The sequence below is a fragment of the Lentzea sp. NPDC004789 genome (genome assembly GCF_053601075.1).
In genome coordinates this window covers 127933-152003 of record NZ_JBSGBE010000017.1, presented here as the reverse complement: position 1 = coordinate 152003, position 24071 = coordinate 127933, and the positions used below count along the sequence as shown (strand labels likewise).

Annotated in this window: 24 protein-coding genes; 17 read left to right on the top strand and 7 right to left on the bottom strand. The window is 70.1% G+C overall.

Translation table 11 applies throughout. The annotated features are described in order from the left end of the window. Window positions 1-6: 6 nt before the first annotated feature. Together ACWEIJ_RS32930 and ACWEIJ_RS32925 are read right to left on the bottom strand one after the other, a co-directional pair. The gene (locus ACWEIJ_RS32930) at window positions 7-687 is read right to left on the bottom strand and encodes a thermonuclease family protein (RefSeq protein ID WP_449841138.1); all 681 of its coding nucleotides are present in this window, start codon (window positions 685-687) and stop codon (window positions 7-9) included. Window positions 688-805: 118 nt separating this feature from the next. Next, window positions 806-1258 carry a DUF4442 domain-containing protein gene (locus ACWEIJ_RS32925; protein WP_449841137.1) on the bottom strand — a complete coding sequence of 151 codons (453 nt, stop codon included), beginning with the start codon at window positions 1256-1258 and terminating at the stop codon, window positions 806-808. 174 nt (window positions 1259-1432) lie between these two features. Between ACWEIJ_RS32925 and ACWEIJ_RS32920 the strand changes: the two genes are divergently transcribed. Together ACWEIJ_RS32920 and ACWEIJ_RS32915 are read left to right on the top strand one after the other, a co-directional pair. After that, complete coding sequence (locus ACWEIJ_RS32920; RefSeq protein ID WP_449841136.1) at window positions 1433-1948, top strand: MarR family winged helix-turn-helix transcriptional regulator; 516 nt, start codon at window positions 1433-1435, stop codon at window positions 1946-1948. Between the two features lie 2 nt (window positions 1949-1950). Beyond that, window positions 1951-3591 (top strand): MDR family MFS transporter, encoded by a 1641-nt coding sequence (locus ACWEIJ_RS32915; RefSeq protein WP_449841135.1) that lies wholly within the window; start codon window positions 1951-1953, stop codon window positions 3589-3591. Window positions 3592-3652: 61 nt separating this feature from the next. Here ACWEIJ_RS32915 and ACWEIJ_RS32910 read toward each other — a convergent pair whose 3' ends face one another. After that, window positions 3653-4159 carry an inorganic diphosphatase gene (locus tag ACWEIJ_RS32910; RefSeq protein WP_330853529.1) on the bottom strand — a complete coding sequence of 169 codons (507 nt, stop codon included), beginning with the start codon at window positions 4157-4159 and terminating at the stop codon, window positions 3653-3655. A 123-nt stretch (window positions 4160-4282) separates the two neighbouring features. Here ACWEIJ_RS32910 and dacB point away from each other — a divergent pair, with 123 nt between their 5' ends. From dacB to hpt, 4 genes are read left to right on the top strand one after another with little or no spacing between them, the layout of a single operon-like run. Further along, window positions 4283-6589, top strand: coding sequence for a D-alanyl-D-alanine carboxypeptidase/D-alanyl-D-alanine endopeptidase (dacB, locus tag ACWEIJ_RS32905; protein ID WP_449841134.1), 2307 nt, complete (start codon window positions 4283-4285; stop codon window positions 6587-6589). Between the two features lie 28 nt (window positions 6590-6617). Next, window positions 6618-7661, top strand: coding sequence for a zinc-dependent metalloprotease (locus ACWEIJ_RS32900; protein WP_449841133.1), 1044 nt, complete (start codon window positions 6618-6620; stop codon window positions 7659-7661). Continuing rightward, window positions 7658-8569, top strand: a complete 912-nt coding sequence (tilS, locus tag ACWEIJ_RS32895) for a tRNA lysidine(34) synthetase TilS (protein WP_449841132.1) — start codon at window positions 7658-7660, stop codon at window positions 8567-8569. The genes ACWEIJ_RS32900 and tilS overlap by 4 nt, the downstream gene beginning before the upstream one ends. Before the next feature lie 17 nt (window positions 8570-8586). Beyond that, entirely contained in the window at window positions 8587-9135 is a 549-nt protein-coding gene (gene hpt / locus ACWEIJ_RS32890) for a hypoxanthine phosphoribosyltransferase (protein ID WP_449841131.1), read from the top strand. Between the two features lie 108 nt (window positions 9136-9243). Here the strand turns inward: hpt and ACWEIJ_RS32885 are convergent, their stop codons facing one another. Beyond that, complete coding sequence (locus ACWEIJ_RS32885; RefSeq protein WP_449841130.1) at window positions 9244-10941, bottom strand: substrate-binding domain-containing protein; 1698 nt, start codon at window positions 10939-10941, stop codon at window positions 9244-9246. Window positions 10942-11268: 327 nt separating this feature from the next. Here ACWEIJ_RS32885 and ftsH point away from each other — a divergent pair, with 327 nt between their 5' ends. The 7 genes from ftsH to ACWEIJ_RS32850 are packed head-to-tail and all read left to right on the top strand — an operon-like array spanning window position 11269 to window position 17798. Further along, window positions 11269-13452, top strand: a complete 2184-nt coding sequence (gene ftsH, locus ACWEIJ_RS32880) for an ATP-dependent zinc metalloprotease FtsH (RefSeq protein WP_449841129.1) — start codon at window positions 11269-11271, stop codon at window positions 13450-13452. Then, window positions 13449-14096, top strand: coding sequence for a GTP cyclohydrolase I FolE (folE, locus tag ACWEIJ_RS32875; RefSeq protein ID WP_355433830.1), 648 nt, complete (start codon window positions 13449-13451; stop codon window positions 14094-14096). Before ftsH ends, folE begins: the two co-directional genes overlap by 4 nt. Before the next feature lie 44 nt (window positions 14097-14140). After that, complete coding sequence (folP, locus tag ACWEIJ_RS32870) at window positions 14141-14926, top strand: dihydropteroate synthase (protein ID WP_449841203.1); 786 nt, start codon at window positions 14141-14143, stop codon at window positions 14924-14926. Then, a complete protein-coding gene (gene folB, locus ACWEIJ_RS32865; RefSeq protein WP_449841128.1) occupies window positions 14919-15314 on the top strand; it encodes a dihydroneopterin aldolase in 396 nt (131 codons plus the stop codon). The genes folP and folB overlap by 8 nt, the downstream gene beginning before the upstream one ends. Further along, window positions 15311-15808: a 2-amino-4-hydroxy-6-hydroxymethyldihydropteridine diphosphokinase gene (folK, locus tag ACWEIJ_RS32860; protein WP_449841127.1), complete on the top strand. Its 498-nt coding sequence runs from the start codon at window positions 15311-15313 to the stop codon at window positions 15806-15808. The genes folB and folK overlap by 4 nt, the downstream gene beginning before the upstream one ends. Next, a complete protein-coding gene (locus ACWEIJ_RS32855; protein ID WP_449841126.1) occupies window positions 15805-16257 on the top strand; it encodes a DUF3180 domain-containing protein in 453 nt (150 codons plus the stop codon). Before folK ends, ACWEIJ_RS32855 begins: the two co-directional genes overlap by 4 nt. A gap of 50 nt (window positions 16258-16307) precedes the next feature. Next, window positions 16308-17798 carry a DUF6779 domain-containing protein gene (locus tag ACWEIJ_RS32850; protein ID WP_449841125.1) on the top strand — a complete coding sequence of 497 codons (1491 nt, stop codon included), beginning with the start codon at window positions 16308-16310 and terminating at the stop codon, window positions 17796-17798. A gap of 270 nt (window positions 17799-18068) precedes the next feature. Here the strand turns inward: ACWEIJ_RS32850 and ACWEIJ_RS32845 are convergent, their stop codons facing one another. Genes ACWEIJ_RS32845 through ACWEIJ_RS32835 form a run of 3 tightly spaced genes read right to left on the bottom strand, consistent with a single transcriptional unit; the run spans window position 18069 to window position 20521 of the window. Beyond that, a complete protein-coding gene (locus ACWEIJ_RS32845; protein ID WP_449841124.1) occupies window positions 18069-19154 on the bottom strand; it encodes an NADH-quinone oxidoreductase subunit D in 1086 nt (361 codons plus the stop codon). A 12-nt stretch (window positions 19155-19166) separates the two neighbouring features. Next, window positions 19167-19589, bottom strand: coding sequence for a DUF1203 domain-containing protein (locus ACWEIJ_RS32840; RefSeq protein ID WP_449841123.1), 423 nt, complete (start codon window positions 19587-19589; stop codon window positions 19167-19169). Window positions 19590-19606: 17 nt separating this feature from the next. Continuing rightward, entirely contained in the window at window positions 19607-20521 is a 915-nt protein-coding gene (locus ACWEIJ_RS32835; protein WP_449841122.1) for an SAM-dependent methyltransferase, read from the bottom strand. A 30-nt stretch (window positions 20522-20551) separates the two neighbouring features. On the opposite strand from ACWEIJ_RS32835, the gene ACWEIJ_RS32830 reads away from it, so the two are divergent. From ACWEIJ_RS32830 to panD, 4 genes are all read left to right on the top strand, one after another. Then, window positions 20552-21700 (top strand): PrsW family intramembrane metalloprotease, encoded by a 1149-nt coding sequence (locus tag ACWEIJ_RS32830; RefSeq protein WP_449841121.1) that lies wholly within the window; start codon window positions 20552-20554, stop codon window positions 21698-21700. A gap of 102 nt (window positions 21701-21802) precedes the next feature. Then, window positions 21803-22693 carry a Rossmann-like and DUF2520 domain-containing protein gene (locus ACWEIJ_RS32825; RefSeq protein WP_449841120.1) on the top strand — a complete coding sequence of 297 codons (891 nt, stop codon included), beginning with the start codon at window positions 21803-21805 and terminating at the stop codon, window positions 22691-22693. Between the two features lies 1 nt (window position 22694). Further along, window positions 22695-23585, top strand: coding sequence for a pantoate--beta-alanine ligase (gene panC / locus ACWEIJ_RS32820; protein WP_449841119.1), 891 nt, complete (start codon window positions 22695-22697; stop codon window positions 23583-23585). A 10-nt stretch (window positions 23586-23595) separates the two neighbouring features. Continuing rightward, window positions 23596-24066, top strand: a complete 471-nt coding sequence (panD, locus tag ACWEIJ_RS32815; RefSeq protein ID WP_167978192.1) for an aspartate 1-decarboxylase — start codon at window positions 23596-23598, stop codon at window positions 24064-24066. Window positions 24067-24071 lie beyond the last annotated feature (5 nt).

Sequence of the window (24071 nt, the reverse complement as noted above, 5' to 3'; positions counted from 1 at the left end):
CGGCGATCAGCGGCGCGGGGGCTCGCAGGCGATTCCGTTCCGGTTCGCGTCCAGTTCGACCCGGTAACCCGGCTGTCCCCAGTAGATGGGTGCCGCACCGGCCCGCCACGCCTCCTCGCAGTTCGCGAAGAACACCGGCTTGGGCTTGGGGGTCGTCGTGGTCGGCTTGGGAGCGGGCGGCGGGGGTGGTGGCGGGGGAGGAGGCGTGGGCGTCTCGGTGGTGTCCTTGCCACCGCACGGCTCACCCCACAGTCCGATGGGGACCCGCTGTGCCGCCCCCTCGGCCTCCTTCTGCCCCGGCGTCGCGGTGCCGGTGGTCCGCCCGGCGCCGTTGCCCAGCGCGAGCAGCGCGAAGTCCGTGCCGTCCGCGAGGCTGAGCGTGCCGGTGGTGCGGTCGTAGCGCACCTGCTGGCCCAGCAGCATGCTCTTGGCGAAGCCCGCGGCCGCCTCCGCCCAGCACGGTCCCGGCTGGGCGAGGCCGCTGACCTCGGCCTTCGAACCGTCGGAAAGCATCACGGAACGGCCGTCCACGATCGACGCCACGGTGATGCCCAGCATGGCCGGTGGCACCGACGGCGTCGTCGTGACCGGTGTGTCCACGGCCGGCTTCTCGACGGCAACGGGAGTCGTCTGCTGCGCCTGCGCGGTGCATCCCGCGGTGAGCGCGACCAGCAGGACTCCGCTCACAGTTCTCCACCCCGACATGAACCCGAATAGTGCTCTCCGGCCGGAGTGTGGCCAAGGTTACGTATTTGGCCCGGATCGGTTCACAGGTAGTCCGAACTGAAATACGGAGATGCCCAGTTCAGCGTGCGGGCTTCAACGTCCAGACGACGGTCATCTCGCAAGTGGTCACGCCCTCGGCGTTGGTGATCGTCACCGTCACCGGGAATTCGGGCCGCGCACCGGACTCCAACTCGGCCAGAACGTCCTCCGCGGACCGGTCGAGAACGGCCTCAGCTCGCACGACGCCCATCGCCACCTTCTTGTAGGCGATCTCGGCGCGGACCGCGAGCGGCGTGGCCTTGCCGAGGTGGGCGGCGAACGCCGACATGACGACAGCGCCGGACGCGGACTCGCCGAGGCCGAACATCATCGCGGCGTGCGGTCCGCCGATGTGGTTGTGCAGCGTCTCGTCGTCCGGCAGCGACGCGACGACGCGGCCGGGCGAGACCTCCTCGAACTCGATGCCGGTGGTCTTCACGTACGGCACCGCCTGCTTCATCGCAGCGGCGAGGAACGACACATCTTGGCTCATGAGACGGATGCTACCGACGAGTAACCCGCCTTGCTACCCGTCGGTAACCGCTACTCCCCGCGCTGGTACAGCTCCACTGTGGAGTGAGACCTGAAACTCACTTGCAATCCCGCCCGCCGAGATGGATGCTTGTAGCGAGCAACTAGTTGGGTGATACAAGCATCGAGGTGTCAGATGGTCGATCCGGGCAGGTGCGTCGGCATCGATCCCGAGCACGAGCTCGCGGATCGGGTGGGCATGGCCATGGTCCGACTGAACAAGATGCACGCTCAGGTCGCCCATCAGATGGCCAAGCAGGGCATGGACAAGTCGGCCTTCGTGCTCCTCGCGACGCTCTCCGGTCTCGGTGAGTGCCGTTCGAGCGCGCTCGCGGAGGCGGTGCTCTCCGACCCGTCCACGGTCAGCAGGCAGGTGGCCGGGCTGGTGAAGGACGGGCTCGTGGAGAGGCGAGCTGATCCGGGCGACGGCCGGGCCAGCGTTCTCGCGGTGACGGAAGCGGGACGCAAGCTGCTCATCGACCGGCGCCGGCAGCGCAACGAGGCCATCGAGCAGATGTTCGCGGACTGGCCGGATGAGGATCTGAAGATTTTCGCGGAGCTGTTCGAACGCTTCGTCCAGGACTACGAGCGCACGGTTCCGGCGCTCTTGATCGAACGCGGGACGGGGACCCGCGCAGGAGGGGAAAAGTAGAGATGTCATCAACCACCGAGGCGACACCCGCACCAGGGGTCTCCCTGACGCACCGGCAGATCATGACGGTGCTGTCCGGCCTGCTGCTGGGCATGTTCCTCGCGGCGCTGGACCAGATGATCGTCGCCAGCGCCATGAAGACCATCGCGGACCAGCTGCACGGTCAGACGTTGCAGGCGTGGGCGACCACCGCCTACCTGATCACCGCGACCATCACGACCCCGTTGTACGGCAAGCTGTCGGACATCTACGGCCGCAAGCCGATGTACCTCGCGGCGATCTCGCTGTTCCTGGCCGGCTCGCTGCTGTCGGGCATCGCGACGTCGATGTACGAGCTGGCCGCGTTCCGCGCGGTCCAGGGTCTTGGTGCCGGCGGTCTGATGTCGCTGGCGTTCGCGATCATGGCGGACATCATCTCGCCGCGTGAGCGCAACAAGTACTCGGCGTACTTCATGGCCGTGTTCGGTTCGGCGAGCGTGCTCGGGCCGGTCATCGGCGGTGTGTTCGCCGGTCTGGACACGTTCCTCGGCGTCACCGGCTGGCGCTGGGTGTTCCTGGTCAACGTGCCGATCGCGCTGCTCGCGCTGTTCGTCGTGGGCCGTGTGCTGAACATCCCGCACAACCGCGTCGACCACCGCATCGACTACTTCGGTGCGCTGACGCTGACCGTCGGCCTGGTGCCGCTGCTGATCGTGGCCGAACAGGGCCGCGAGTGGGGCTGGGCGTCCGGTACGTCGATCGCCATGTACGTGATCGGTGCGCTGGGTCTGGTGGCGTTCGTCTTCGTCGAGACCCGCATGGGCGACGAGGCGCTGCTGCCGATGCGGATGTTCCGCAACCACACGTTCGCGCTGGGCAACACGATCAACTTCGTGCTCGGCATCGGCATGTTCGGCGGCATGGTCTCCATCCCGCTGTACCTGCAGATCGTGAAGGGCGTCTCGCCGACGGTCTCCGGTCTGATGCTGCTGCCGATGACGTTCGGCATCATGTCGGCCACCGCGACCGCGGGCCGGATCACGTCGAAGACCGGGCGCTACAAGATCTTCCCGATCATCGGCGCCGCGCTCATGTCGATCGCGCTGTTCCTGTTCAGCACCATCGGGACGGGCACGCCGAACTGGCAGGTCATGGTCTACATGTTCATCATGGGCGCCGGTCTGGGCCAGTGCATGCAGACGCTGCTGCTGGCGATTCAGAACGACGCGGAGCCGCGTGACATGGGTGTCGCGACCGCTTCGGCGACGTTCTTCCGCCAGATCGGTGGCACCGTCGGTACCGCGGTGTTCCTGTCGATCCTGTTCAGCACGGTCGGCGACAAGATCGCCGAGGGCTTGAAGGCCGCCATGCAGACCGAGGCGTTCAAGGTGGCGCTGAGCCACAACCCCGGCTTCGCGAAGGCCCTGCAGGCCGGTGGCGGATCCGGCGTCGACATCAACAACACCGAGTTCCTCAAGAACCTCGACCCGGTGCTGGCGCGTCCGTTCCTGGACGGCTTCTCCAGCGCGATCGACACGGTCTTCATGACCGGCGGGATCGTGATGGTGGCGGCGTTCGTCCTCGTGTGGTTCCTGCGCGAGAAGCCGCTGTCGACCAAGTCGGGCCTGGAGCGGGTGGCCGACGCCGAGTCCATCGCGGTCTGAGCTTGACGCACTAACGGAAAAGGGCCGTCCTCCTCGCGGGGGACGGCCCTTTCGCGTTGTCTCAGTGGAAGGTCTCGCCGCGTGCCTCGGCGTCCTTCAGACGCTGGTAGGAGCGCTTGATCTCGGCTTCGGCCTCGGTGCGACCCACCCAGGTCGCGCCCTCGACGCTCTTGCCGGGCTCCAGGTCCTTGTAGACCTCGAAGAAGTGCTGGATCTCCAGGCGGTCGAACTCCGCCAGGTGGTGGATGTCGCGCAGGTGCTCGTGCCGCGGGTCGAAGGCCGGGACGCACAGGACCTTGTCGTCGCCGCCCTTCTCGTCCGTCATGCGGAACATGCCGATCGCGCGGGCGGCGATCAGGCAGCCGGGGAACGTCGGTTCCTGGACGAGAACGAGGGCGTCCAGGGGGTCGCCGTCCTCACCCAGGGTGTTCTCGATGAACCCGTAGTCGGCCGGGTACTGCGTCGACGTGAACAACGTGCGGTCGAGGCGGATGCGACCAGACTTGTGGTCCACCTCGTACTTGTTGCGCACGCCCTTGGGGATCTCGATCAGGACGTCGAACTCCACTGGTCCTCGCTCATGTAGCCCATTCGTGACGCCACTAGTGTGGACCACGACGCCCTGTCAACCCTCATCGGAGCGGCGGCAGGAGGGTGTGAGATTGCCCGTACCGAGCTGACGGAGGTCCCCTTGCCGGACGAGCCCCAGTGGCCGACCGACGATGACGACGCGGACCTGGAAAAGCCGCTCGCCGAGTCGACGGTGCAGGTCAGCCGCCCGTCAGCCGATCAGCCGACCATGCGGTTCCCCCTCGCGGCGGTGCTGACGTCACCGTCCACTCCGGAGCCTCCGCGGTCGTCACCCGTCCGTTCCGCTCCCGCCGAGCCGCCGCGGGCGGTGCCGGTGCGAATCGCGCCCGGCGAGCACGGCAGGCCGGCGCCGGTGGTGGAGCCGAGGGGCGACCAGACCCGCGTGGTGCCGAAGCCCGAAGTTGTCCACAGGCCGGACCAGAAGACGACCGAACTGTCGGTGCCACCTGGCAAGATTGAAAACGGGGGACCCCAGGGAGGGGACCCTCGCGCGAGCATGGCCCCGAACGCCAAGACGGCGCGGGTCGACCAGCTGCCGAAGGCCGAGCCGTCGTGGTTCGACCAGCCCGTCAGACCGGAGTCGCCGCGTCAGGAGCAGACCCGCACCGAGCCTGGGCGCACCGAGCCGCAGCGGCCGGAGGCGCAGCGCACCGAGATGCTGCGCGTGGACCAGCTCCAGCGTCACGAACCCTCGCGCACCGAGCAGCTACAACGCCAAGAGCCGCCGCAGCGCCAGGAACCGCTCCAGCGTCAGGAACCGACGCAGCGCCAGGAACCAGCACAGTCACAGCGCCAGGAACCCACGCAGCGCCACGAGCCCGCGCGCGCCGATCAGCTGCCGCGTCAGGAACCGACGCAGCGCCACGAACCCGCGCGCGCCGACCAGCCGCAGCGCCAAGAGCCGCCGCAGCACCAGCAACCACTGCGCGCCGAGCCGCCCCGCGCCACCGTCGACCAGCCCACGCGCCAGGAGCCGATCCGCGAGACCCTCCCGGTCTCCGGCTACGACGAGGAGCCGGAAGACCGGCTGTCCTCCGACCAGCCGAAGAAGAGCCGCAAGCCGCTCGCCGCGGTCCTGGCCCTGCTGGTCGTGGCGGCGCTCGCCGGCGCCACGATCTACGCGGTGAAGGAGTTCGGCGGCCCCGCGGCCGTCGAGACCAAGCCGCCTGCCCCACCGGCGAACGTCCAGCCGCTGGTCAAGGCCGCCACCGCGGGCGCTCCGGCGCCGACCGCGGCCGGCGTGAAGGCCGCGCTGACCGGTCCGGCGGGCAGCGGAGCGCTCGGCACGTTGACCGGCAGCGTGATCGACCCCGCCAGCGGCGCCGCGCTGTGGCAGCAGGGCGACACCACGCCGGCGACGCCCGCGTCGAGCCTCAAGATCCTCACGGCGGCCGCGGCGTTGCTGAGCCTCGACAAGACCGCGCAGCTGTCCACCAAGGTCGTCCAGGGCGCGGAGCCCGGCACCGTGGTGATCGTGGGCGGTGGTGACCCGACGATCTCCGGCACGCCCGGCAGCTCCGTCTACCCCGGCGCGGCGACGCTCGACGACCTCGTCAACCAGGTGAAGCAGAAGGGACCGGTCACCAAAGTCCTGTTCGACCTGAGCCGGTACACGGGCGAGGCGCTGGGGCCGCAGTGGGAGACCGCGGACATCGCGGGCGGTTCGGTGGCGCCGATCGTGCCGTTCATGCTGGACGGCGGCCGGCTCGATCCGAAGAAGGACGTGTCCGCGCGCACCGGCAGTCCCGCGCAGTCCGCGGCGGACGCGTTCGCGCAGCGCATCGGGGCTCCCGGTGCCACCGCGGGCACGGCTCCGCAGGGCGCGCAGGTGCTCGGCGAGGTCAAGTCCGCGCCGATCGAGCAGCTCGTCGACAACATGATGCAGATCTCCGACAACGTCCTCACCGAGGCGGTCGCCCGCGAGGTCGCGATCAAGTCGGGCAACGAGCCGTCGTTCGCGGGTGGTGTGAAGGCCGTGCGCGACATCCTCACCAAGAACGGGTTCGACCTCACCGGCGCGAACTTCGTCGACGGCAGCGGCCTGAGCGCGACGAACAGGATCCCGGCCAGGCTGCTCACCGAGGTGCTGGCCACGGCGGCCAAGCCCTCGCTGGACGACCCGCGCACGGCGAAGCTGCGGCCGTTGCTGACGGCACTGCCGGTGGCGGGCGGCAGCGGCACGCTGGCCGGCCGGTACGGCGGCAGCGCGTCCGACGGCAAGGGCTGGGTGCGGGCGAAGACGGGCACGCTCACCGGCGTCAACGCGCTGGCCGGCATGGTCGTCGACGTGGACGGACGGGTGCTCGTGTTCGCGTTCATGTCCGCGAGCAACCGCAACCCGGAGACCGAGGTGCGGCCCGCGCTGGACGTGATGGCCGCTGCGTTGCGGGGCTGTGGCTGTTCGTAGCGGGGCGTGCGCAGGTAACTTCGGCAGGGTGAACGGCGCGACGGAGGCAGAGCTCGGCCCGGTGGACTGGGAGCTGGCGGTGGCGACCGCCGTCCGGCTCGTGCGGCCAGGTCCGGTGATCGGGAAGGACGAGGCCGACCACGTGGTCGGCAGACTTCGCGAGCTCGCGCCGCAGGCGGAGGTGCACGTCCGCGAGCTGACCGGGCTCGGGCAGGGGCTGCCGCTGCTGCCGGGCGAGGTCGTGGACCGTCCCGCGTGGGTCAGAGCCGCCGCGCAGGGCCTCGCCGCGCTGACCGCGCCCGCGCTGCCGCGCCAGTCCGGTGCGATGGCGAGCATCCTCGCGGGTACCGCGGGTGTGCAGGCGGGCGTCGTGATGGCGTTCCTGTCGTCGCGGGTGCTCGGCCAGTACGACCCGTTCAGCCCGCAGGACCAGCTCGCCGGACGGCTGCTGCTCGTCGCGCCGAACATCGTTGGCGCGCAACAGGCTCTGGACGTCCCCGCGGACGACTTCCGGATGTGGGTGTGCCTGCACGAGTGCACGCACCGCCTGCAGTTCACCGGTGTGCCGTGGCTGCGGAAGTACTTCTCCGACCAGGTCACCACCCTGCTCTCCACAATGGACGACGACCGCGCGCCGCTGCCCGACGTCATCCGCGACTTCCGGCACAAGCTGCGCGCGGGCGACGGCCCGATCGGACTGATCGAGCTCATCCAGTCGCCACAGCAGAAGGTCGTGCTGGACCGGCTGATCGCACTGTCCACTTTGCTCGAAGGCCACGCCGACCACGTGATGGACGCCGTGGGCCCCACCGTCGTGCCGTCGGTCGGGACGATCCGCAGCCGGTTCACCGAGCGGCGCAAGGGCGGTGGCCTGCTCGACCGGGTGCTCAGGACGTTGCTCGGCGTCGACGCCAAGGTGCGCCAGTACGAGGAGGGCGCGGCGTTCACGGAGTACGTCGTGCAACGCGTCGGCATGGACGGCTTCAACGCGATCTGGACCTCCGCCGAGACCCTGCCGACGCGCGCGGAGATCGCCGAGCCGATGACCTGGCTGCGCCGCGTGGCACCGTGAACGGACCGGTCGCCGAGGTCAGGACGGCGGTCCGCAGGTTCCTCGACGAGGTGCGCCCGGACACCGTGACCGTCGCGGTCTCCGGCGGCGCGGACTCGATGGCGCTGGCGTTCTGCGTGGGACGCCTGATGCCCGGTGCGTCCGCGGTGGTCGTCGACCACCAGCTGCAGCCGGGTTCGGCCGAAGTGGCCCTGCGCGCGGCGGCGTCGTGCGCGGAGTTCGGCCTGGTGTCGCGCGTGGAGGCGGTCGAGGTGACCGGGCCGGGCGGACCGGAGGCGGCGGCCCGCAAGGCCCGCTACGCCGCACTGAGGCCCGCGTCCGGTGTCGTGCTGCTCGGCCACACGCTGGACGACCAGGCCGAGACCGTGCTGCTGGGGCTCGGGCGCGGCTCCGGTCCGCGCTCGATCGCCGGCATGCGCGCGTTCGACCCGCCGTGGGGCCGACCGCTGCTGGGCGTGTCCCGCGCGGTGACGCGTGCCCTGTGCGCCGAGCAGGGCATCGAGGTGTGGGAGGACCCGCACAACGCCGACCCGTCGTTCACGCGCGTGCGGTTGCGCACGGAGGTTCTGCCGTTGCTGGAGGACGTGTTGCAGGGCGGTGTCGCGTCGTCGTTGGCGCGCACGGCGGCACAGCTGCGCGAGGACTGTGACGCACTCGACTCTCTCGCCGCGGCCTTCGCCGGCGACTGCTGTGCCGTGGACGACATCGCCGAGTTGCCCGTCGCACTTCGACGCAGAGTGCTCAGGTCGTGGCTCATCGACTCCGGTGTGCCGGAACTGTCCGATTCGCACCTGCGCCGTGTTGACGCACTGGTGAGTGAATGGCGCGGTCAGGGCGGTGTCTGGCTGCCGGGTGGCTTTGTCGTGCGGCGTGCGCATGGCAGGCTCGTCGCAGAACCAGAGTCTTAAGCAGAGGGGACCTGTCCGTGTACGACGGAGACATCGCATCCGTGCTCATCACCGAGCAGGAGATCAGCGACAAGGTCACCGAACTCGCCAAGCAGGTCGCGGCTGATCACCCAGAAGGTGACTCCGACCTCGTGCTGATCACCGTCCTCAAGGGCGCGGTGATGTTCATGGCCGACCTCGCACGTGCGCTGCCCGTTCCGGTGCAGCTCGAGTTCATGGCCGTTTCGTCCTACGGCTCCTCCACGTCCTCTTCCGGCGTGGTGCGGATCCTGAAGGACCTGGACCGTGACATCGCCGACCGGAACGTGGTGATCGTCGAGGACATCATCGACTCCGGTCTGACGTTGTCGTGGCTGTTGAAGAACCTGCAGTCGCGCAAGCCCCGGTCGCTGGAGGTGTGCACCCTGCTGCGCAAGCCCGACGCGGTCAAGGTGGAGGTGCCGGTCAAGTACGTCGGCTTCGACATCCCCAACGAGTTCGTCGTGGGCTACGGCCTGGACTACGCCGAGCGTTACCGCGACCTGCCCTACATCGGCACGCTGGACCCGAAGGTCTACTCCAGCTGAGTTGTCCACAGATCTGCGAACGGTCGTTTCCGCAGGTGAAGGGGCAATAGAATGGCCGAGGGGCCGTCCCCCCGGGAAGGGTGGGGGCTGCCCCTCGGCCGTTTTCGTTCAGCAGTTCGGACGGCAGCGGCGCTGGGAGATCGCGTCCAGCAGCACGCCGCGGATGTCCTCGGGGTTGCGCGCCTGGTAGGCCTTGCCGCCGGTGGCGGCGGAGATGGCCCGCAGGGCGTCCATGTCGACCTCGTCGCCGAGGCCCACCATGATGATCGGCACCGGCTTGGCCGGGTCCGACTCGCGCTTCAGGGTCTCGATCAGCGAAGCCGTGTCGATCGACGAGACGTCGTCGTTGCGGCCGTCGGTCATCAGGACGACCGAGTTGACCTTCGACGGGTCGTAGCCGGACAGCACGTGCCGGAAGGCCGCCAGCGTGGTGTCGTTCAGGGCCGTGCCGCCGCCGACGAGTCCTGGCAGCTGCGAAGCGCCGGCTTCCAGGCGCTTGCGGCGGGTCACGCCGGACAGAGGTTCGCCGAGAGGGCCGATCGGGACGAGCTCGATCCAGTCGTTCGGCGGCTTCTTGTTCGTCGAGAACGCCCAGAGCCCGATCTGGGTGGTGTCGGGCAGCATCGACAGCGCGGTCATCGAGGCCTCGGTCGCGGCCTCGATCCGGGTCTTGCCGTTGCCGCTCTTCTCGATCATCGAGCCGGAGACGTCGATGACGGTCAGCATCCGCATGTCCAGGCTGATGGCGCCCCACGTGCGCAGCAGCTCGGAGACCTGGTCGGCGTTCGGCGTCTCGATCAGCTTCACGTCACCGGCCTGCACGCCCTCGACCTTCGTCGACCACTTGGCCGGGGCGGCGCCCTGGGCGGTGCGGAAGCCCGCCTCGCCGAAGCGCTTGACCGTCTCGTTCGAGCGGAGCACCTTCTCGAACTCCGCGGCCGCCTCGCCGATGCCCTCGGTCTCGTTCGGACGGGAGACGCGGACGAGCGGGTAGTCGAACGAGAGCGTGCCCTCCTTGGGCGGGGCGCCCAGCACCGAGTTGGCCTTGGCGGCGCGGTTGTTGGCCACGATCGACTGCTCGGTGGCGGCGAAGAGCGGTGCCTTCGCCGCGTCCGTGGTGACCTTGCCGAAGGCGTCGCGCACCGACGGGATGGCACTGCGGCCCACCCTCAGCAGGGCGCCGACCAGCTCGGGCTTCGGCGTGCCGTCCGCGTTGCCCAGCAGGGTGCGGATCACGAACAGCGTGGCGAGGCCCTCGGAGGTCATGGTCGGGTCGCTCATCGAGACCTGGACCTTGGGGTCGAGGACCTTGGACCAGGACACGGGCGAGACCGGGTAGCCGATCTTGCCCATCGCCGGCTCTGAGCCGGCGAGCACCAGCGGGCTGGACGCCAGCGAGGGCTTGATGTCCAGCTTCGGGGCCTCCGGGCCGGTCTCGGCCGCCTGGCGCTGGGCCTCTGCCGCCCACATCGACGAGTCGGGGATCCACAGGGAATGGGGGTTGATCTGCGCGGTGGGCAGCTCGTTCGCCACGTCGGCCGCGTTGCGCGACTCGACCTGGACCTGGACGCACCGGCCGCGCACGACCGGCTGCGACCGCTGGTAGTCCTGCGCTGCCGCGTTCACCACATCTAACGCTGCGGGGGTGACGGCGACCTTCAACGGCAGTGCGCCGGAGCAGTCGGCGCCGCTGGTGACACGCAGGGCCACGACCGTGACGCCCGCCGCCGCGACCACGCCGAGCAGAGCGCCCACGGGAAGGGCCACCCGCCGGAACAGACCGGGGGACGTGTGACGTGCTGACATACAGTTACTGACCTTCGGTCACGTGTTCACTCTTTCGAGTGGCGGGGGAACACTCGGGGGATGCATGAGGATGACATGTGACCCCCAAACGTAGTGAGACGGCGTGACCTGCGTCACTCGTCTGGACGGCCGTATTTGTTCCGGATGAACCGAACAGCGTGAACATGCGTGGCAGCGGTCACGGACGGGAACCAGGAAACGTCCCCGGCCGTTGGTTGCTCAGTACCCGACCAGCGGGCGGTAGGCTGGTCGGACGCGGTATGTGGGTCTTCCACTGCCCGACGCGCAAGTCAGGGAGGGTCGAGGCCGCCCGCCGGCCGTAAGTGCATGGACCGCAAGCGCCTGCTTCGCAACCCGCTGCTGTGGATCGCTGCGGTGTTGCTGCTCTACTTCGTCTTCACCGTGCTCTTCGACGACTCACGGGGCTACCACCCGGTCAAGACGTCCCAAGCACTGCAACAGGTGCGGGACGGCAAGGTCAAGGAAGCCACGATCGAGGACAAGGAGCAGCGGCTCCGGCTCACCCTCACCGACGGCACCACCTTCGAGGGCAGCAACCGCCTCATCACGCAGTTCCCGGCCAGTGCGACGGACGAGATCTTCAACGTCCTCGACCAGGCCGGCAACAAGCCGACCGTGGAGACCAAGGTCAGCCAGGAGTCCATCCTGATGCAGATCCTGATCTACCTCGTGCCGCTCGGCCTGCTGTTGCTGTTGCTGATGTGGATGATGAACAACGCTCAGGGCGGCGGTAACCGCGTTCTGAACTTCGGCAAGTCCAAGGCCAAACAGCTGTCCAAGGACATGCCCAAGACGACGTTCGCCGACGTCGCCGGTGCCGAGGAGGCCGTCGAGGAGCTCGAGGAGATCAAGGACTTCCTCCAGAACCCCGGCCGCTACCAGGCGCTCGGCGCGAAGATCCCGAAGGGCGTGCTGCTGTACGGCCCGCCGGGAACCGGTAAGACGCTGCTCGCCAGGGCCGTCGCCGGTGAGGCGGGCGTGCCGTTCTACTCGATCTCCGGTTCGGACTTCGTCGAGATGTTCGTCGGTGTCGGTGCCTCGCGTGTGCGCGACCTGTTCGAACAGGCCAAGCAGAACGCGCCGTGCATCATCTTCGTCGACGAGATCGACGCGGTGGGCCGCCACCGCGGCGCCGGTCTCGGCGGTGGCCACGACGAGCGCGAGCAGACGCTGAACCAGCTGCTCGTCGAGATGGACGGCTTCGACTCGCGCGGCGGGATCATCCTGATCGCGGCGACGAACCGTCCCGACATCCTCGACCCCGCGCTGCTGCGCCCCGGTCGCTTCGACCGCCAGATCCCGGTGTCCGCGCCGGACCTGAAGGGCCGCAAGCAGATCCTGCGGGTGCACTCGAAGGGCAAGCCGCTGGCCGCGGACGCGGACCTCGACGGACTCGCGAAGCGCACCGTCGGGTTCTCCGGCGCCGACCTCGCGAACGTCATCAACGAGGCCGCGCTGCTCACCGCCCGTCAGAACGGTCACGTCATCACGGCGTCCGCGCTGGAGGAATCGGTGGACCGCGTGATCGGCGGTCCGGCCCGCAAGAGCCGGATCATCTCCGAGAAGGAGAAGAAGATCACCGCGTACCACGAGGCGGGGCACGCCCTGGCCGCGTGGGCGATGCCGGACATCGACCCGGTCTACAAGGTCACGATCCTCGCCCGCGGCCGCACCGGCGGCCACACCCTCTCGGTGCCGGAAGAGGACAAGGACCTGATGACCAGGTCCGAGATGATCGCGCGGCTGGTGTTCGCGCTCGGCGGGCGCAGTGCCGAGGAGCTCGTCTTCCACGAGCCCACGACCGGTGCGTCCAACGACATCGAGCAGGCGACCAAGATCGCCCGCGCGATGGTCACCGAGTACGGCATGAGCGCGCGGCTGGGTGCCGTCAAGTACGGCCAGGAGCAGGGCGAGCCGTTCCTCGGCCGCTCGGCCGGTCGGCAGGCGGACTACTCGCTCGAGGTCGCGCACGAGATCGATGAGGAGGTGCGCAAGCTCATCGAGGCGGCGCACACCGAGGCGTACGAGGTGCTCAACACCTACCGCGACGTCCTCGACGACCTCACGCTCGAGCTCATCGAGAAGGAGACCCTGCACCAGAAGGACCTGGAGCGGATCTTCGCCCGCGTCGAGAAGCGGCCGCGCATCACCCAGTTCAACGACTTCGGTGACCGCACGCCGTCCGACATCCCGCCGGTCAAGACCCCCGGTGAGCTCGCCAAGGAACGCGGAGAGCCGTGGCCCCCGGTCGTCGAGGACACCCTCGACGACGAGCCGCAGCCCACGGAGCCCGCAGCCGCGGCGCCCACCGAGGAGCTGCCCTCGCCGAACGGTTCCAACGGCGTGCACCAGTCCGGTCCGCCGAACCAGTCGGGCCCGCCGAACTACGGCGCCCCGCCCGGATGGACCCCGGCGACCGTGCCCGGCGGCAAGCCGCACAACGTCTGGGAGCCGAAGAAGCCGCAGCCGGACCAGGACGAACGGCAGTGACAGAGCAGCATCAGCTCGACGGAGACGCCGGCCTCACCCGCAACGGGGAGGCCGGCGTCTCCGCGCGGCGGGTCTTCGACCAGGGGCGCGCCGAGGCTGCGGTTCGCGAGCTGCTGATCGCGTGCGGTGAGGATCCGGAGCGCGAAGGCCTGCGCGAGACACCCGCTCGGGTGGCGCGCGCTTACCGGGAGTTGTTCGCCGGGCTCTACACCGATCCGGACAGCGTGCTCGCGAAGACGTTCGACGAGAGCCACGAGGAGCTCGTCCTCGTCACCGACATCCCGATGTTCAGCTTCTGCGAGCACCACCTGCTGCCGTTCCACGGCGTGGCGCACGTCGGGTACATCCCGAACGAGCAGGGCCGCGTGACGGGGTTGTCGAAGCTCGCGCGGCTCGTCGACCTCTACTCGAAGCGGCCGCAGGTGCAGGAGCGGCTCACGTCGCAGGTCGCGGACGCGCTGGTGCGCAGGCTCGAACCGCGCGGCGTGATCGTGGTCGTCGAGGCCGAGCACCTGTGCATGGGCATGCGCGGGGTGCGCAAGCCGGGGTCGCGCACGACCACCTCCGCGGTGCGCGGGCTGCTGCGCACGTCCGCGTCCACGCGGGCGGAGGCGATCGAGCTGATCAGGGGCCGGACCCGGTGAGTGCCCTGGTGAGCCCTCTGCCCAGGCCCGGCCGGTGCGTCGTGATGGGCGTGCTGAACGTGACGCCCGATTCGTTCTCCGACGGTGGCCGCTACCTCGACCGCCGGGCCGCGGTCGCGCACGGCGTCGAGATGCGCGAGCGCGGCGCCGACCTGATCGACGTCGGTGGTGAGTCGACCAGGCCGGGTGCCGTGCGCGTCGATGCCGCCGAGGAGATCGCGCGGGTGGTCCCGGTGATCCGCGAGCTGGTCGCCGAGGGCGTGCCGGTCAGCGTGGACACGATGCGCGCCGCCGTCGCGTCGGCCGCGCTGGAGGCGGGCGCGTCGATCGTGAACGACGTGTCCGGTGGCCTGGCGGATCCCGGGATGGCGGCCGTCGTGGCCGCGGCCGGCGTGCCGTACGTGCTGATGCACTGGCGTGGGCACAGCACGGAGATGGACTCGTTGGCGACCTACGAGGACGTGGTGAGCGACGTTCGCGACGAGCTCCTGCAGCGCGTCGAGGCCGCGATGGCCGCGGGCGTCGCGGAGTCGGCGATCGTGCTCGACCCCGGCCTGGGCTTCGCGAAGCTCGGCGACCACAACTGGGAGCTGCTGCAGCGCCTGGACGAACTGGTCGAGCTGGGCTTCCCGGTGCTGGTGGGGGCGTCGCGCAAACGCTTCCTCGGCACCTTGCTCGGCAACCGTCCACCGGACGGCAGGGAGGACGCGACCGCGGCGGTGTCCGCTCTGGCCGCGTTCAACGGAGCGTGGGGTGTGCGGGTGCACGACGTCGACCGGACCTTGGACGCGGTCGCCGTCGCCGGTGCGTGGAGGCGGGGACATGGCTGACCGGATCGCGTTGACGGGCCTGCGGGTCCGGGGCAACCACGGCGTCTTCGAGCACGAGAAGCGCGACGGCCAGGAGTTCGTCGTCGACATCACGCTGTGGCTGGACCTGTCGTCCGCGTCCAGGACGGACGACCTCAAGGAGACCTACCACTACGGCGAGCTCGCCGAGATGGCCGCCGCGATCGTCGGCGGCGAACCGTGCGACCTCATCGAGACCGTGGCCGGGCGCATCGCCGACGCCGCGATGACCGACAGCAGGCTGCACGCGGTCGAGGTGACCGTCCACAAGCCGTCCGCGCCGATCCCGCTGACGTTCGACGACGTGTCGGTGACGATCCGCCGCTCGCGCCGGCTGGCCGCACCGCTGCCGCCCAAGGAATCCCGGTGACCCGCGCGGTCCTCTCGATCGGCTCGAACCTGGGGGACCGGTTCGCGTTCCTGCGGTCGGTCGTGGACGGGTTGAAGCCGTTCGTCGTGGCCGTGTCACCGGTCTACGAAACGGCGGCGTGGGGCGTGGAGGACCAGCCGGACTTCCTGAACGCCGTGGTGATCGTTGCGGCCGACGACGTCGACGAGTGGGGCTGGCTGCGGCGCGGCCAGGAGCTGGAGAACGCCGCCGGACGCGTGCGGGAGAAGCGGTGGGGACCGCGCACGCTGGACGTGGACGTGGTTTCGGTGGACGGGGTGACCTCGGACCACCCGGAGCTGCTTCTGCCGCATCCTGGGGCGTTTGAGCGCGCAACCGTCCTCATCCCGTGGCTCGACGTCGAACCCGATGCCGTGCTGCCGGGCCACGGACCCGTTGCGGCGCTGCCGTTCTCGTCCGAGGGCGTGCGGCGACGCGACGATCTGGTGCTGACTTCGGGTTGGATGGACTCGTGAGGTTCACCCGTCCTCGTGATTTGGCGACGATCGCGGTCATCGCCGGGCTGCTGGCCCACCTGCTGCTGCGACTCGCCTACGACTCGTTGCCGCCGTTGCCGCTCGCGGCGGGTTCGACGCTGCTGGCCGTGGCGGTGGCCGAGCTGGTGCTCGCGTTCTCGTTGCGCGCCAGGATCCAGCGGCGGCCGGGCGCACGCCCCGTGCAGCCGCTGACCGCGGCCAGGGCTGTCGCGCTGGCGAAGGCCTCCTCGGTTCTGGGCGCGTTGATGTTCGGTGCCTGGACCGGGTTGCTGATCTACGTCGTGCCGGTGCGCGACGAGTTCGCGGCGGCCGGGAACGACCTGTTCGCGGCCGTGGTCGGGATGGTGTCGGCGGCCGGGCTGACGGCGGCCGCGCTGTGGTTGGAGCACTGCTGCAAGACGCCGACGGAGACTCCCGGGAAGGATTAGATACCCGGCCGTAGGTCTCAGTCGCATAACTACGCGGTACCGTAGTCCCCATGACCGGGCGAGGCGCGTCGATCGACGACGAGCAGGAAGATCACGGTCGTGGCTCCGGGCGATTGCTGTTAGTAGCGGCATTGGCGCTCGCTCTCGTGGCCGCGGCGGTGCTCGTGCTGAGCGACAGCGCCCGCATGCTGCGCCTGGCCGTGGTGGCCGCGCTGTGGGCGGCCCTGGTGGGCGCCTTCCTCGCCGCCAAGTACCGCAAGCAGGTCACTGAGCGCGACGACGAGGTGGCCGACCTCCAGTCCGTCTACGAGCTGGAACTCGAACGCGAGGTCGCCGCTCGCCGCGAGTACGAGCTGGAGATCGAGTCCGAGACCCGCAAGCGGATCGAGGAGGAGTCGCGCGCGGACATCGAGTCGCTGCGCGCCGACCTGCGAGCGTTGCGGGACAACCTCGAAGCCCTGCTGGGCGGTGACGTCCTCGTCGAACGCGTGGCCCTGCGCGCCGAGTCGACCCGCCTGCGCTCGCTCGCCTCCGACGCCGCGCGACTGGCCTCGCTGTCGGACAAGCGCGTCATCAACGCCAAGCCCGCGATCACCGCCTCGGTGACGTCCTCGCCGGCGGAGAAGCCGTCCGAGCGCACCGAGCTGATCGAACGCGTCGCTCACGAGGCGAAGGTGCAGCCGCCGCGCCGCGAGCCGCTTCGCCCCGAGCCCGCACGACCGGAACCGACCAGGGTCTCGCCCCGGCCGCAGCCCGCCGCCGTGCGCCGCGAACCGGTGAAGGCCGCGAAGCAGGAACCGGCGCGCCCGCAGCAGCGCCCCGCCGGTGGTGTGGCCGCCCGACTGGGCGGAACCCCGCCCCAGGTCGCCCAGCCACCGGCGGCGAAGCCCCCGCAGCCACCCGTCGCGGTTCCGCAGGCGACCCAACGGGTGCCGCGCCCGCAGCCGCAGCAGAACCGCACCGAGTCGCTCTCCCGCCCGGCGGAACCGCCGAAGGCCCCCGCCGCCGTCGCGAAGGCGGTCGAGACCCGCAAGCCGGAACCGCGGTCCCGCGTGGCCGAGCGAACCGAGATGATCAACCCGCAGGTGCTCGCCGACTCGCGCGCCAAGCCCGCCGGTGGCGGCCGCCGCCGCGCCGACGACCGGCAGGAACCCGAGCAGAACAGCGGTTCCTGGGAAACCCTGAAGCCGTCGAGCGGCGGCACCTCCAGCGGCCGCCGCCGAGCGGACGACACCCCGTCGCGCCCGTCGGAGGACTCACTGGTGTCGCTGCCGCCGGTGGGCCGCCGCGCCGCGGAGCAGTCGTCGACCCGCCTGCCGGTGATGCCGACCGGCCGCCGCGCCGCCACCGACGAGCCGCCGGTAGCCGGTCGCCGGGTGGCGGAGGAGTCGTCCACGCGCCTGCCCGCGGTGTCGACTGGACGCCGTGCGGCGCCGGAGGACCCGTCCGGTGCGCACGCGGACGGCAAGTCGGTGAGCGAGCTGCTGGCCTCGCTCGGTGGCGGTGACGCGCCGCGTCGGCGCCGTCGTCGCGACGACTAGAGCCTTCTGCCCGGAGCGCGTTGCCCGCGGTGCGGGCTGTCGTGGCGGCTCGGTGTGTTGCTGGGTGAGCTGCGTGCGGCCTGAGTTGCCGCGATGAGTGGGACCGCGCGGTGCGCTGGTCGCGACGGCCCGAACCTCGGTCGGTGCATTGCTCGGTGAGTTCCGTGCGGTCTGGCTCGTCGCGATGGGTGGGGCCGTGGGTTCGGCTCGTTGCTGCGGCGAGTTCGCGTGGTGTGGGCCGTTGCCGTGCCGCCACGGCCAGTCGGATCGCTACTTGTCGATGTCCCCGACGATCACGGCGAACGAGCTCAGCACCGCCGGCAGGTCGTCCACCGCGGTGCCCGGCAGCAACGCCGACAGCGCCTGAATGTTGTTGAACGACGGAGTGCGCAGCTTCAGCCGCCACGGTGTCTTCTCGCCGCGTGACGACAGGTGCACGCCCGACGTGCCCAGCGGTGCCTCGACGCGCGTGTAGACCGAGCCCTCGGGTGCCTTGATGGCCTTGGGCAGCCGCACGTTCACCGGGCCCGACGGCAGCTGTTCCAGGCAGGCCGAGGCCAACGACACCGACAGGCGTGCCTCGTCCAGGAGGCACCGCACGCGTGCTGCGGCGTCGCCCTCGGTTCGTACGACGGGGGTGAACTCCAGCGACCTGTATGCGGGCAGCGGGTCGTCACGTCGCAGGTCGAAGTCCACTCCGCTGGCGCGTCCGATCGGTCCGGTCACCCCGTACGCCAGGGCGTCCGCGTGTGGCAGTACGCCCAGGCCGTTCAGCTTCGAGAAGTCGATCTCCAGGGTGTTGACGTCCACAGTGGACAGGAATTCGGCGGCGCGGTCGGTCCAGCCGGCTGGGACGTCCTCGCGCAGGCCGCCGATTCGATTGAACATGAAGTGGATGCGGCCGCCTGAGGCCTCTTCCATCAGGGTCTGCACGCCCTCGCGGTACGTGGCGGCGTTGGGGGACAACGGGGTCAGGAAGACCATGTGTGCCATCAGGCGGTTGAGTTCGCACAGCAGCGCGCGCAGCCACTGGGCGCGGGTTGGGACGTCCATGCCCGTCATGCGTTCTACGGCCAGTGCTACGGCCAGTTCGTTGCAGAAGGCTGCCAGCCAGTCGTGGCGGTTGGCGAGGGTCAGCACCTGGCGGTAGTCGCGGACTTCGAAGAGCTTTTCGGCGCCGCGGTGCAGGTGGCCCACCAGGGGTTCGGCGGCGGTGATCACCAGGTCCGGGGTGACGGTCAGGCGCAGGCGGTAGGCGCCGTGGGCCGACGGGTGCAGTGGGCCCAGGTCGATCACGCGGTCCACGCCCAGGTACTGGGCGCCCGCGCCCACGCCGACGGTGATCTGCTCGCTCACCAGAGCATGGTTTCACGCCCTCGTGATCGCGAAGAGGAAGCACCCGTGGGAAAGGCTGCGGACCTGCAGGGCTTCGATTGTGGGATTGTTGAACGATTCGGCGATTGCACGATCGAACGATCCCGGCTCCACCAGCTCGCCGTCGTGGATCTGGCCCGCCGCGTTGTAGGAACGCAGGATGCGGGGATTGTTCAACAATTCTACGGGGAGACGATCCGGCGACGGCGAGTCCGGGCAGTCCACGTGGGTGAAGATCGGGCCGACTTCGGCGTACGGGCCCTTGCCCGCGGCAGGGGAGTAGCGGAACAGCCAGACCGGTTCGTCAGCGAGCGACTTGCGCAGGCAGCAGCGCAACGGCACGTCGGGCTCGGAGGCGCGGTACTCACGACCCGCGTCGGACAAAGCAGCTGATGGCGGCACGTTGTGGATTCGCATGCCGACCACGATCGTCCTCAGCGGACCGAAAAGCTGGCGGGAATCGGACGCCAGCGCGGCAGTGCGGGCAGCAGGTCCGCGACCGCCACGCCACGCCCGTGCAGCAACCACCCGAACCCGCCCAGACCGCGCGGGTCACGCAGCTCGGCGATCCGCCCGGCCCGCGCGGCCGACTCCAGCCAGTCCCAGCCGGAACCGGAGACGACACCGGTCAAACCCAACGCCGCCAACGCATCCCGCTGCGACACGAGCACGAAGTCCCCACCGGCGGCCGCCGCGCACGCGTCCAGAGCCACGTGCGCGGTGATGTCGCACGACCCGTCGAACACCGGCGGAACCTGACGCCCGTCCCGGTACCCGGTCAGCGTGAACCGCCGCGACGACACCAGGTGCCCGTAGTCGATCGCCAGCGCCGCCCCGCGCACCGACGACACCGCCGCAGCCCAGGCCGCGTCCCGCGGCGCACCCACCTCGGCCTGCTCACCGTCGGGCAGCGAAGGCCACCACCGGGTGATCCACGGATCCGCGGACGGCCCGGTCACCACCGGACACGGAATCGAGTCGAGCCACTCGTGCCCGACCAGCAGCCCGACGCACGGCAGAACGGACGACACCCACTGAACCCCAGGCAGCTCAACGGGTGGACCGAGCTCGACGGCGGTCACGCGCAACCGCGCGGCCAGCGACCCGCGGGCCAGGGAACGCACCGCGAAGGCCAGCTCACCGCCACCCGCCCCGACGTCGACGAAGTCCACGACCGGGGGAAATCCGAGTGCGGCGTCGACCCGCGCCAACAGCTCCAGAAGTGCCGTCGCGAGCTCCGGCCCGACCAGCGGCGAGGTCCGGAAGTGCGACGACGGCTTCTCGCCGCGCGCGAAGAAGCCGGAAGGTCCGTACAGAGCGGCGTGCCAAGCGGCTTCCCAGTCGAACACGGGCCAAGTGTGCCTCTAAGGTCATTTCCCGTGAACGACGCCGACCTCACGCCGACGCCGGCCCGCAAGCGCATCGAGCAGCGCCGCTGGACCGTCCTGTTCCCGGTCGTGGCGCTGATCGCCCTCGCGGCGGCGGGTCTCGTGCTGCTCGCGCTGGGCACGTCGGCCACCGGCTTCGAGCCGATCCTGGTCGGTGCGGCTGCCGCGCTCATCCCGGTCGCCGTGGTGGTCAGCGCGTTCCTGTGGATCGACCGCTGGGAGCCGGAACCGGCGAAGATGCTGCTCTTCGCGTTCTTCTGGGGTGCGTGCGGCGCGACGATCACCTCGCTCGCGTTCAACCAGACCGCGCTCGTGGTCGGCAACATCCTCACCCACGGCGAAGGCAGCCTGATCCAGGGCGTCATCAGCGCCCCGGTGGTGGAGGAGACGACCAAGGCCGTGTTCCTGCTGGCCGTGTTCCTGCGGCGGCGGCACGAGTTCGACGGCGTCGTCGACGGGATGGTCTACGCCGGCATCACGGCCGCCGGCTTCGCGTTCACCGAGAACATCATGTACTTCAGCCGGGTCTTCGTGCAGCAGGGGTTCGGTGACCTGGAGAGCGGCGTGGTCGCGTTGTTCGTGCTGCGCGGCCTGCTCACGCCGTTCCTGCACCCGTTGTTCACGTGCATGACCGGTATCGGTGTCGGCATCGCGGCGAGCACCAACCGCGCCGCCACGCGCGTCATCGCACCGATCGCCGGGTACCTGGCCGCCGTCCTGATGCACGCCGGGTGGAACGCGACGGCCACGCTCGGGAACGCCAAGGTGCTGATCAACTTCTACTTCCTGGTCATGGTGCCGTTGTTCGCGGGTGGCATCGCGATGGTGGTCTGGCAGCGGCGGCGTGAGCAGCGGGTCGTGGCGGGCCAGCTCGCGGCGATGGCGCAGAACAGATGGATCGCGACCAGCGAGGTGGCGTTGCTGGCGAGCCTCGAAGGCCGCAGGAACTGGCTGCGGGCGGTCAAGCGCAAGTCCGGTGACGCGGCGGTCAAGTCGGTGAAGAGCTACCAGATCGCCGTCACCGAGCTGGCTTTCCTGCGGCACCGCATCGAGCAGGGCACGGCGGGCCAGAGCGCCGAGCAGCGCCACGGGGTGCTGCTCGACACGTTGAACGCAGCCAGGGCGGCCGCGCGCCGGTGAATCCCGTCACCGACCGGCCTCAGGCCAGGATCGGCGGGATTACCCTCGGCGGCGTCGTCCGGTACCCGCACAGGGACTGGAACGTCTGAAGGAGTTAGTCGCATGGACGCGACCTCACGTCCGGCCAGGCTCGCCGTCGGTGTCATCTCGGCAGGCCGGGTCGGTTCCGTGCTGGGTGCCGCGCTGGCCAGGACGGGTCACGTGGTGGTCGGCACGTCCGCCGTCTCGCAGGCCTCCCGCAACCGCGCGGAGGAGCTGCTGCCCGGCGTCCCGGTCGAGGACCCGACGGAGGTCGCCCGGCGCGCCGACCTGGTGCTGCTGGCCGTTCCGGACGACGAGCTGCCCGGCCTGGTCAGGGGCCTGGTCGCCACCGAGTCGCTGCGCGCGGGCCAGATCGTCGTGCACACCAGCGGTGCCCAGGGCGTGCAGGTGCTCGAACCCGCTGCCCGGCTGGGCGCCCTGACGCTCGCGCTGCACCCCGTCATGACCTTCACCGGTCGCGAGGAGGACCTGCAGCGGATGCGCGCCGCGTGCGTCGGCGTCACGGCCGCGGACGACGACGAGGTGGCGTGGAGCGTCGGCGAGGCCCTGGTCGTCGAGATGGAGGCGGAGCCGATCCGAGTGCCGGAGGCCGTCCGCCCGCTCTACCACGCGGCACTGGCCCACGGCGCGAACCACCTGATCACGCTGGTCCGCGACGCCGCGGACCTGCTCACGAACGCCGGCGTCGCGAACGCCGAGCGCCTGCTCGGCCCGCTGCTGTCCGCGGCGCTCGACAACGCGCTGCGCCACGGTGATCGCGCCCTCACCGGTCCGGTCGCCCGCGGCGACACGGGTACCTTGCGCAAGCACCTCGACGTGCTCGCCGCGCAGGCACCCGACACCCTGCCCAGCTACCGCGTGCTCGCCCGCCGCACCGCCGAACGGGCAGAGCACTCCGGGCTGCTCAAGCCCGACGCGGCCAACGACGTTCGCACCACTCTTGAGGACTGACGTGACCAAGCCACTCACCAAGGACGACTACCGCCCGGACGACGTCACGGTGCACCGCGACCCCGCCCGCCTGAACCGGGTGATCAGGGCCCTGCGGGGGGCCGGCCGCAACGTCGCGCTGGTGCCCACGATGGGCGCGCTGCACGCGGGCCACCGGCAGCTGATCCGCGAGGCCAAGGTCATGCAGAACACGGTGATCGTGGTGTCGATCTTCGTGAACCCGTTGCAGTTCGGGCCGAACGAGGACCTCGCGAAGTACCCGCGCCAGTTCGAGTCCGATGTGGACATCTGCCGCGAGGAGCGCGTCGGCCTGGTGTTCGCGCCGTCCGTCGAGGACATGTACCCCGCGGGCGCGCAGGTCACCGTGCACCCCGGCCCGCTCGGCGACGAGCTGGAGGGCGCGTCCAGGCCGGGCCACTTCGCCGGCGTGCTCACGGTCGTCTCGAAGCTGTTCAACATCGTGCAGCCCACGTACGCGGTGTTCGGGCAGAAGGACTACCAACAGCTGCAGCTGATCCACAAGATGGCGCGGGACCTCAACTTCCCGCTCGACGTCGTCGGCGTGCCGACCGTCCGCGAGCACGACGGCCTGGCGCTGTCGTCGCGCAACGCCTACCTGAGCCCGGAGCAGCGGCAGCAGGCCGTCACGCTGTCGGCCGCGCTGACCGCCGGTGCCCACGTGTCCTCGCAGGGCGCGGACGCGGTGCTCAAGGCCGCGCACGACGTGCTGGCGCAGACGCCCGAGATCGAGCTCGACTACCTGGAGCTGCGCGGGCCGGACCTCGGTCCCGCGCCGGAGAACGGCGACGCGCGCCTGCTCATCGCGGCCCGCGTCGGTTCCACCCGCCTGATCGACAACATCGCGGTGTTGCTCGGCGAAGGCGACGAGTAGGGGGAATGACATGTTCCGCACGATGCTGAAGTCCAAGATCCACCGGGCCACCGTGACGCAGGCCGACCTGCACTACGTCGGCTCGGTGACGGTGGACGAGGACCTGATGGAGGCCGCCGACCTGCTGGCGGGCGAACAGGTCGCCATCGTCGACGTCACCAACGGCGCGCGGCTGGAGACCTACGTCATCCCCGGTGAGCGCGGCACCGGCGTGCTGGGCATCAACGGCGCGGCGGCGCACCTCGTGCACCCCGGCGACATCGTCATCCTGATCGCCTACGGGCAGATGGACGACGCCGAGGCCCGCACCTACCAGCCCCGCGTCGTCTTCGTGGACGCCGACAACAAGGTCGTCGACCTCGGTGCCGACCCCGCGCACGCCCCCGAGGGCTCCGGTCTGGTGAACGGCTCGACTTCGGCGCCGTCGTCCGAGACCGTCGAGGCGACCGCGCTCGACGCGTTGATCCAAGCCGAGAACTGAGGAAT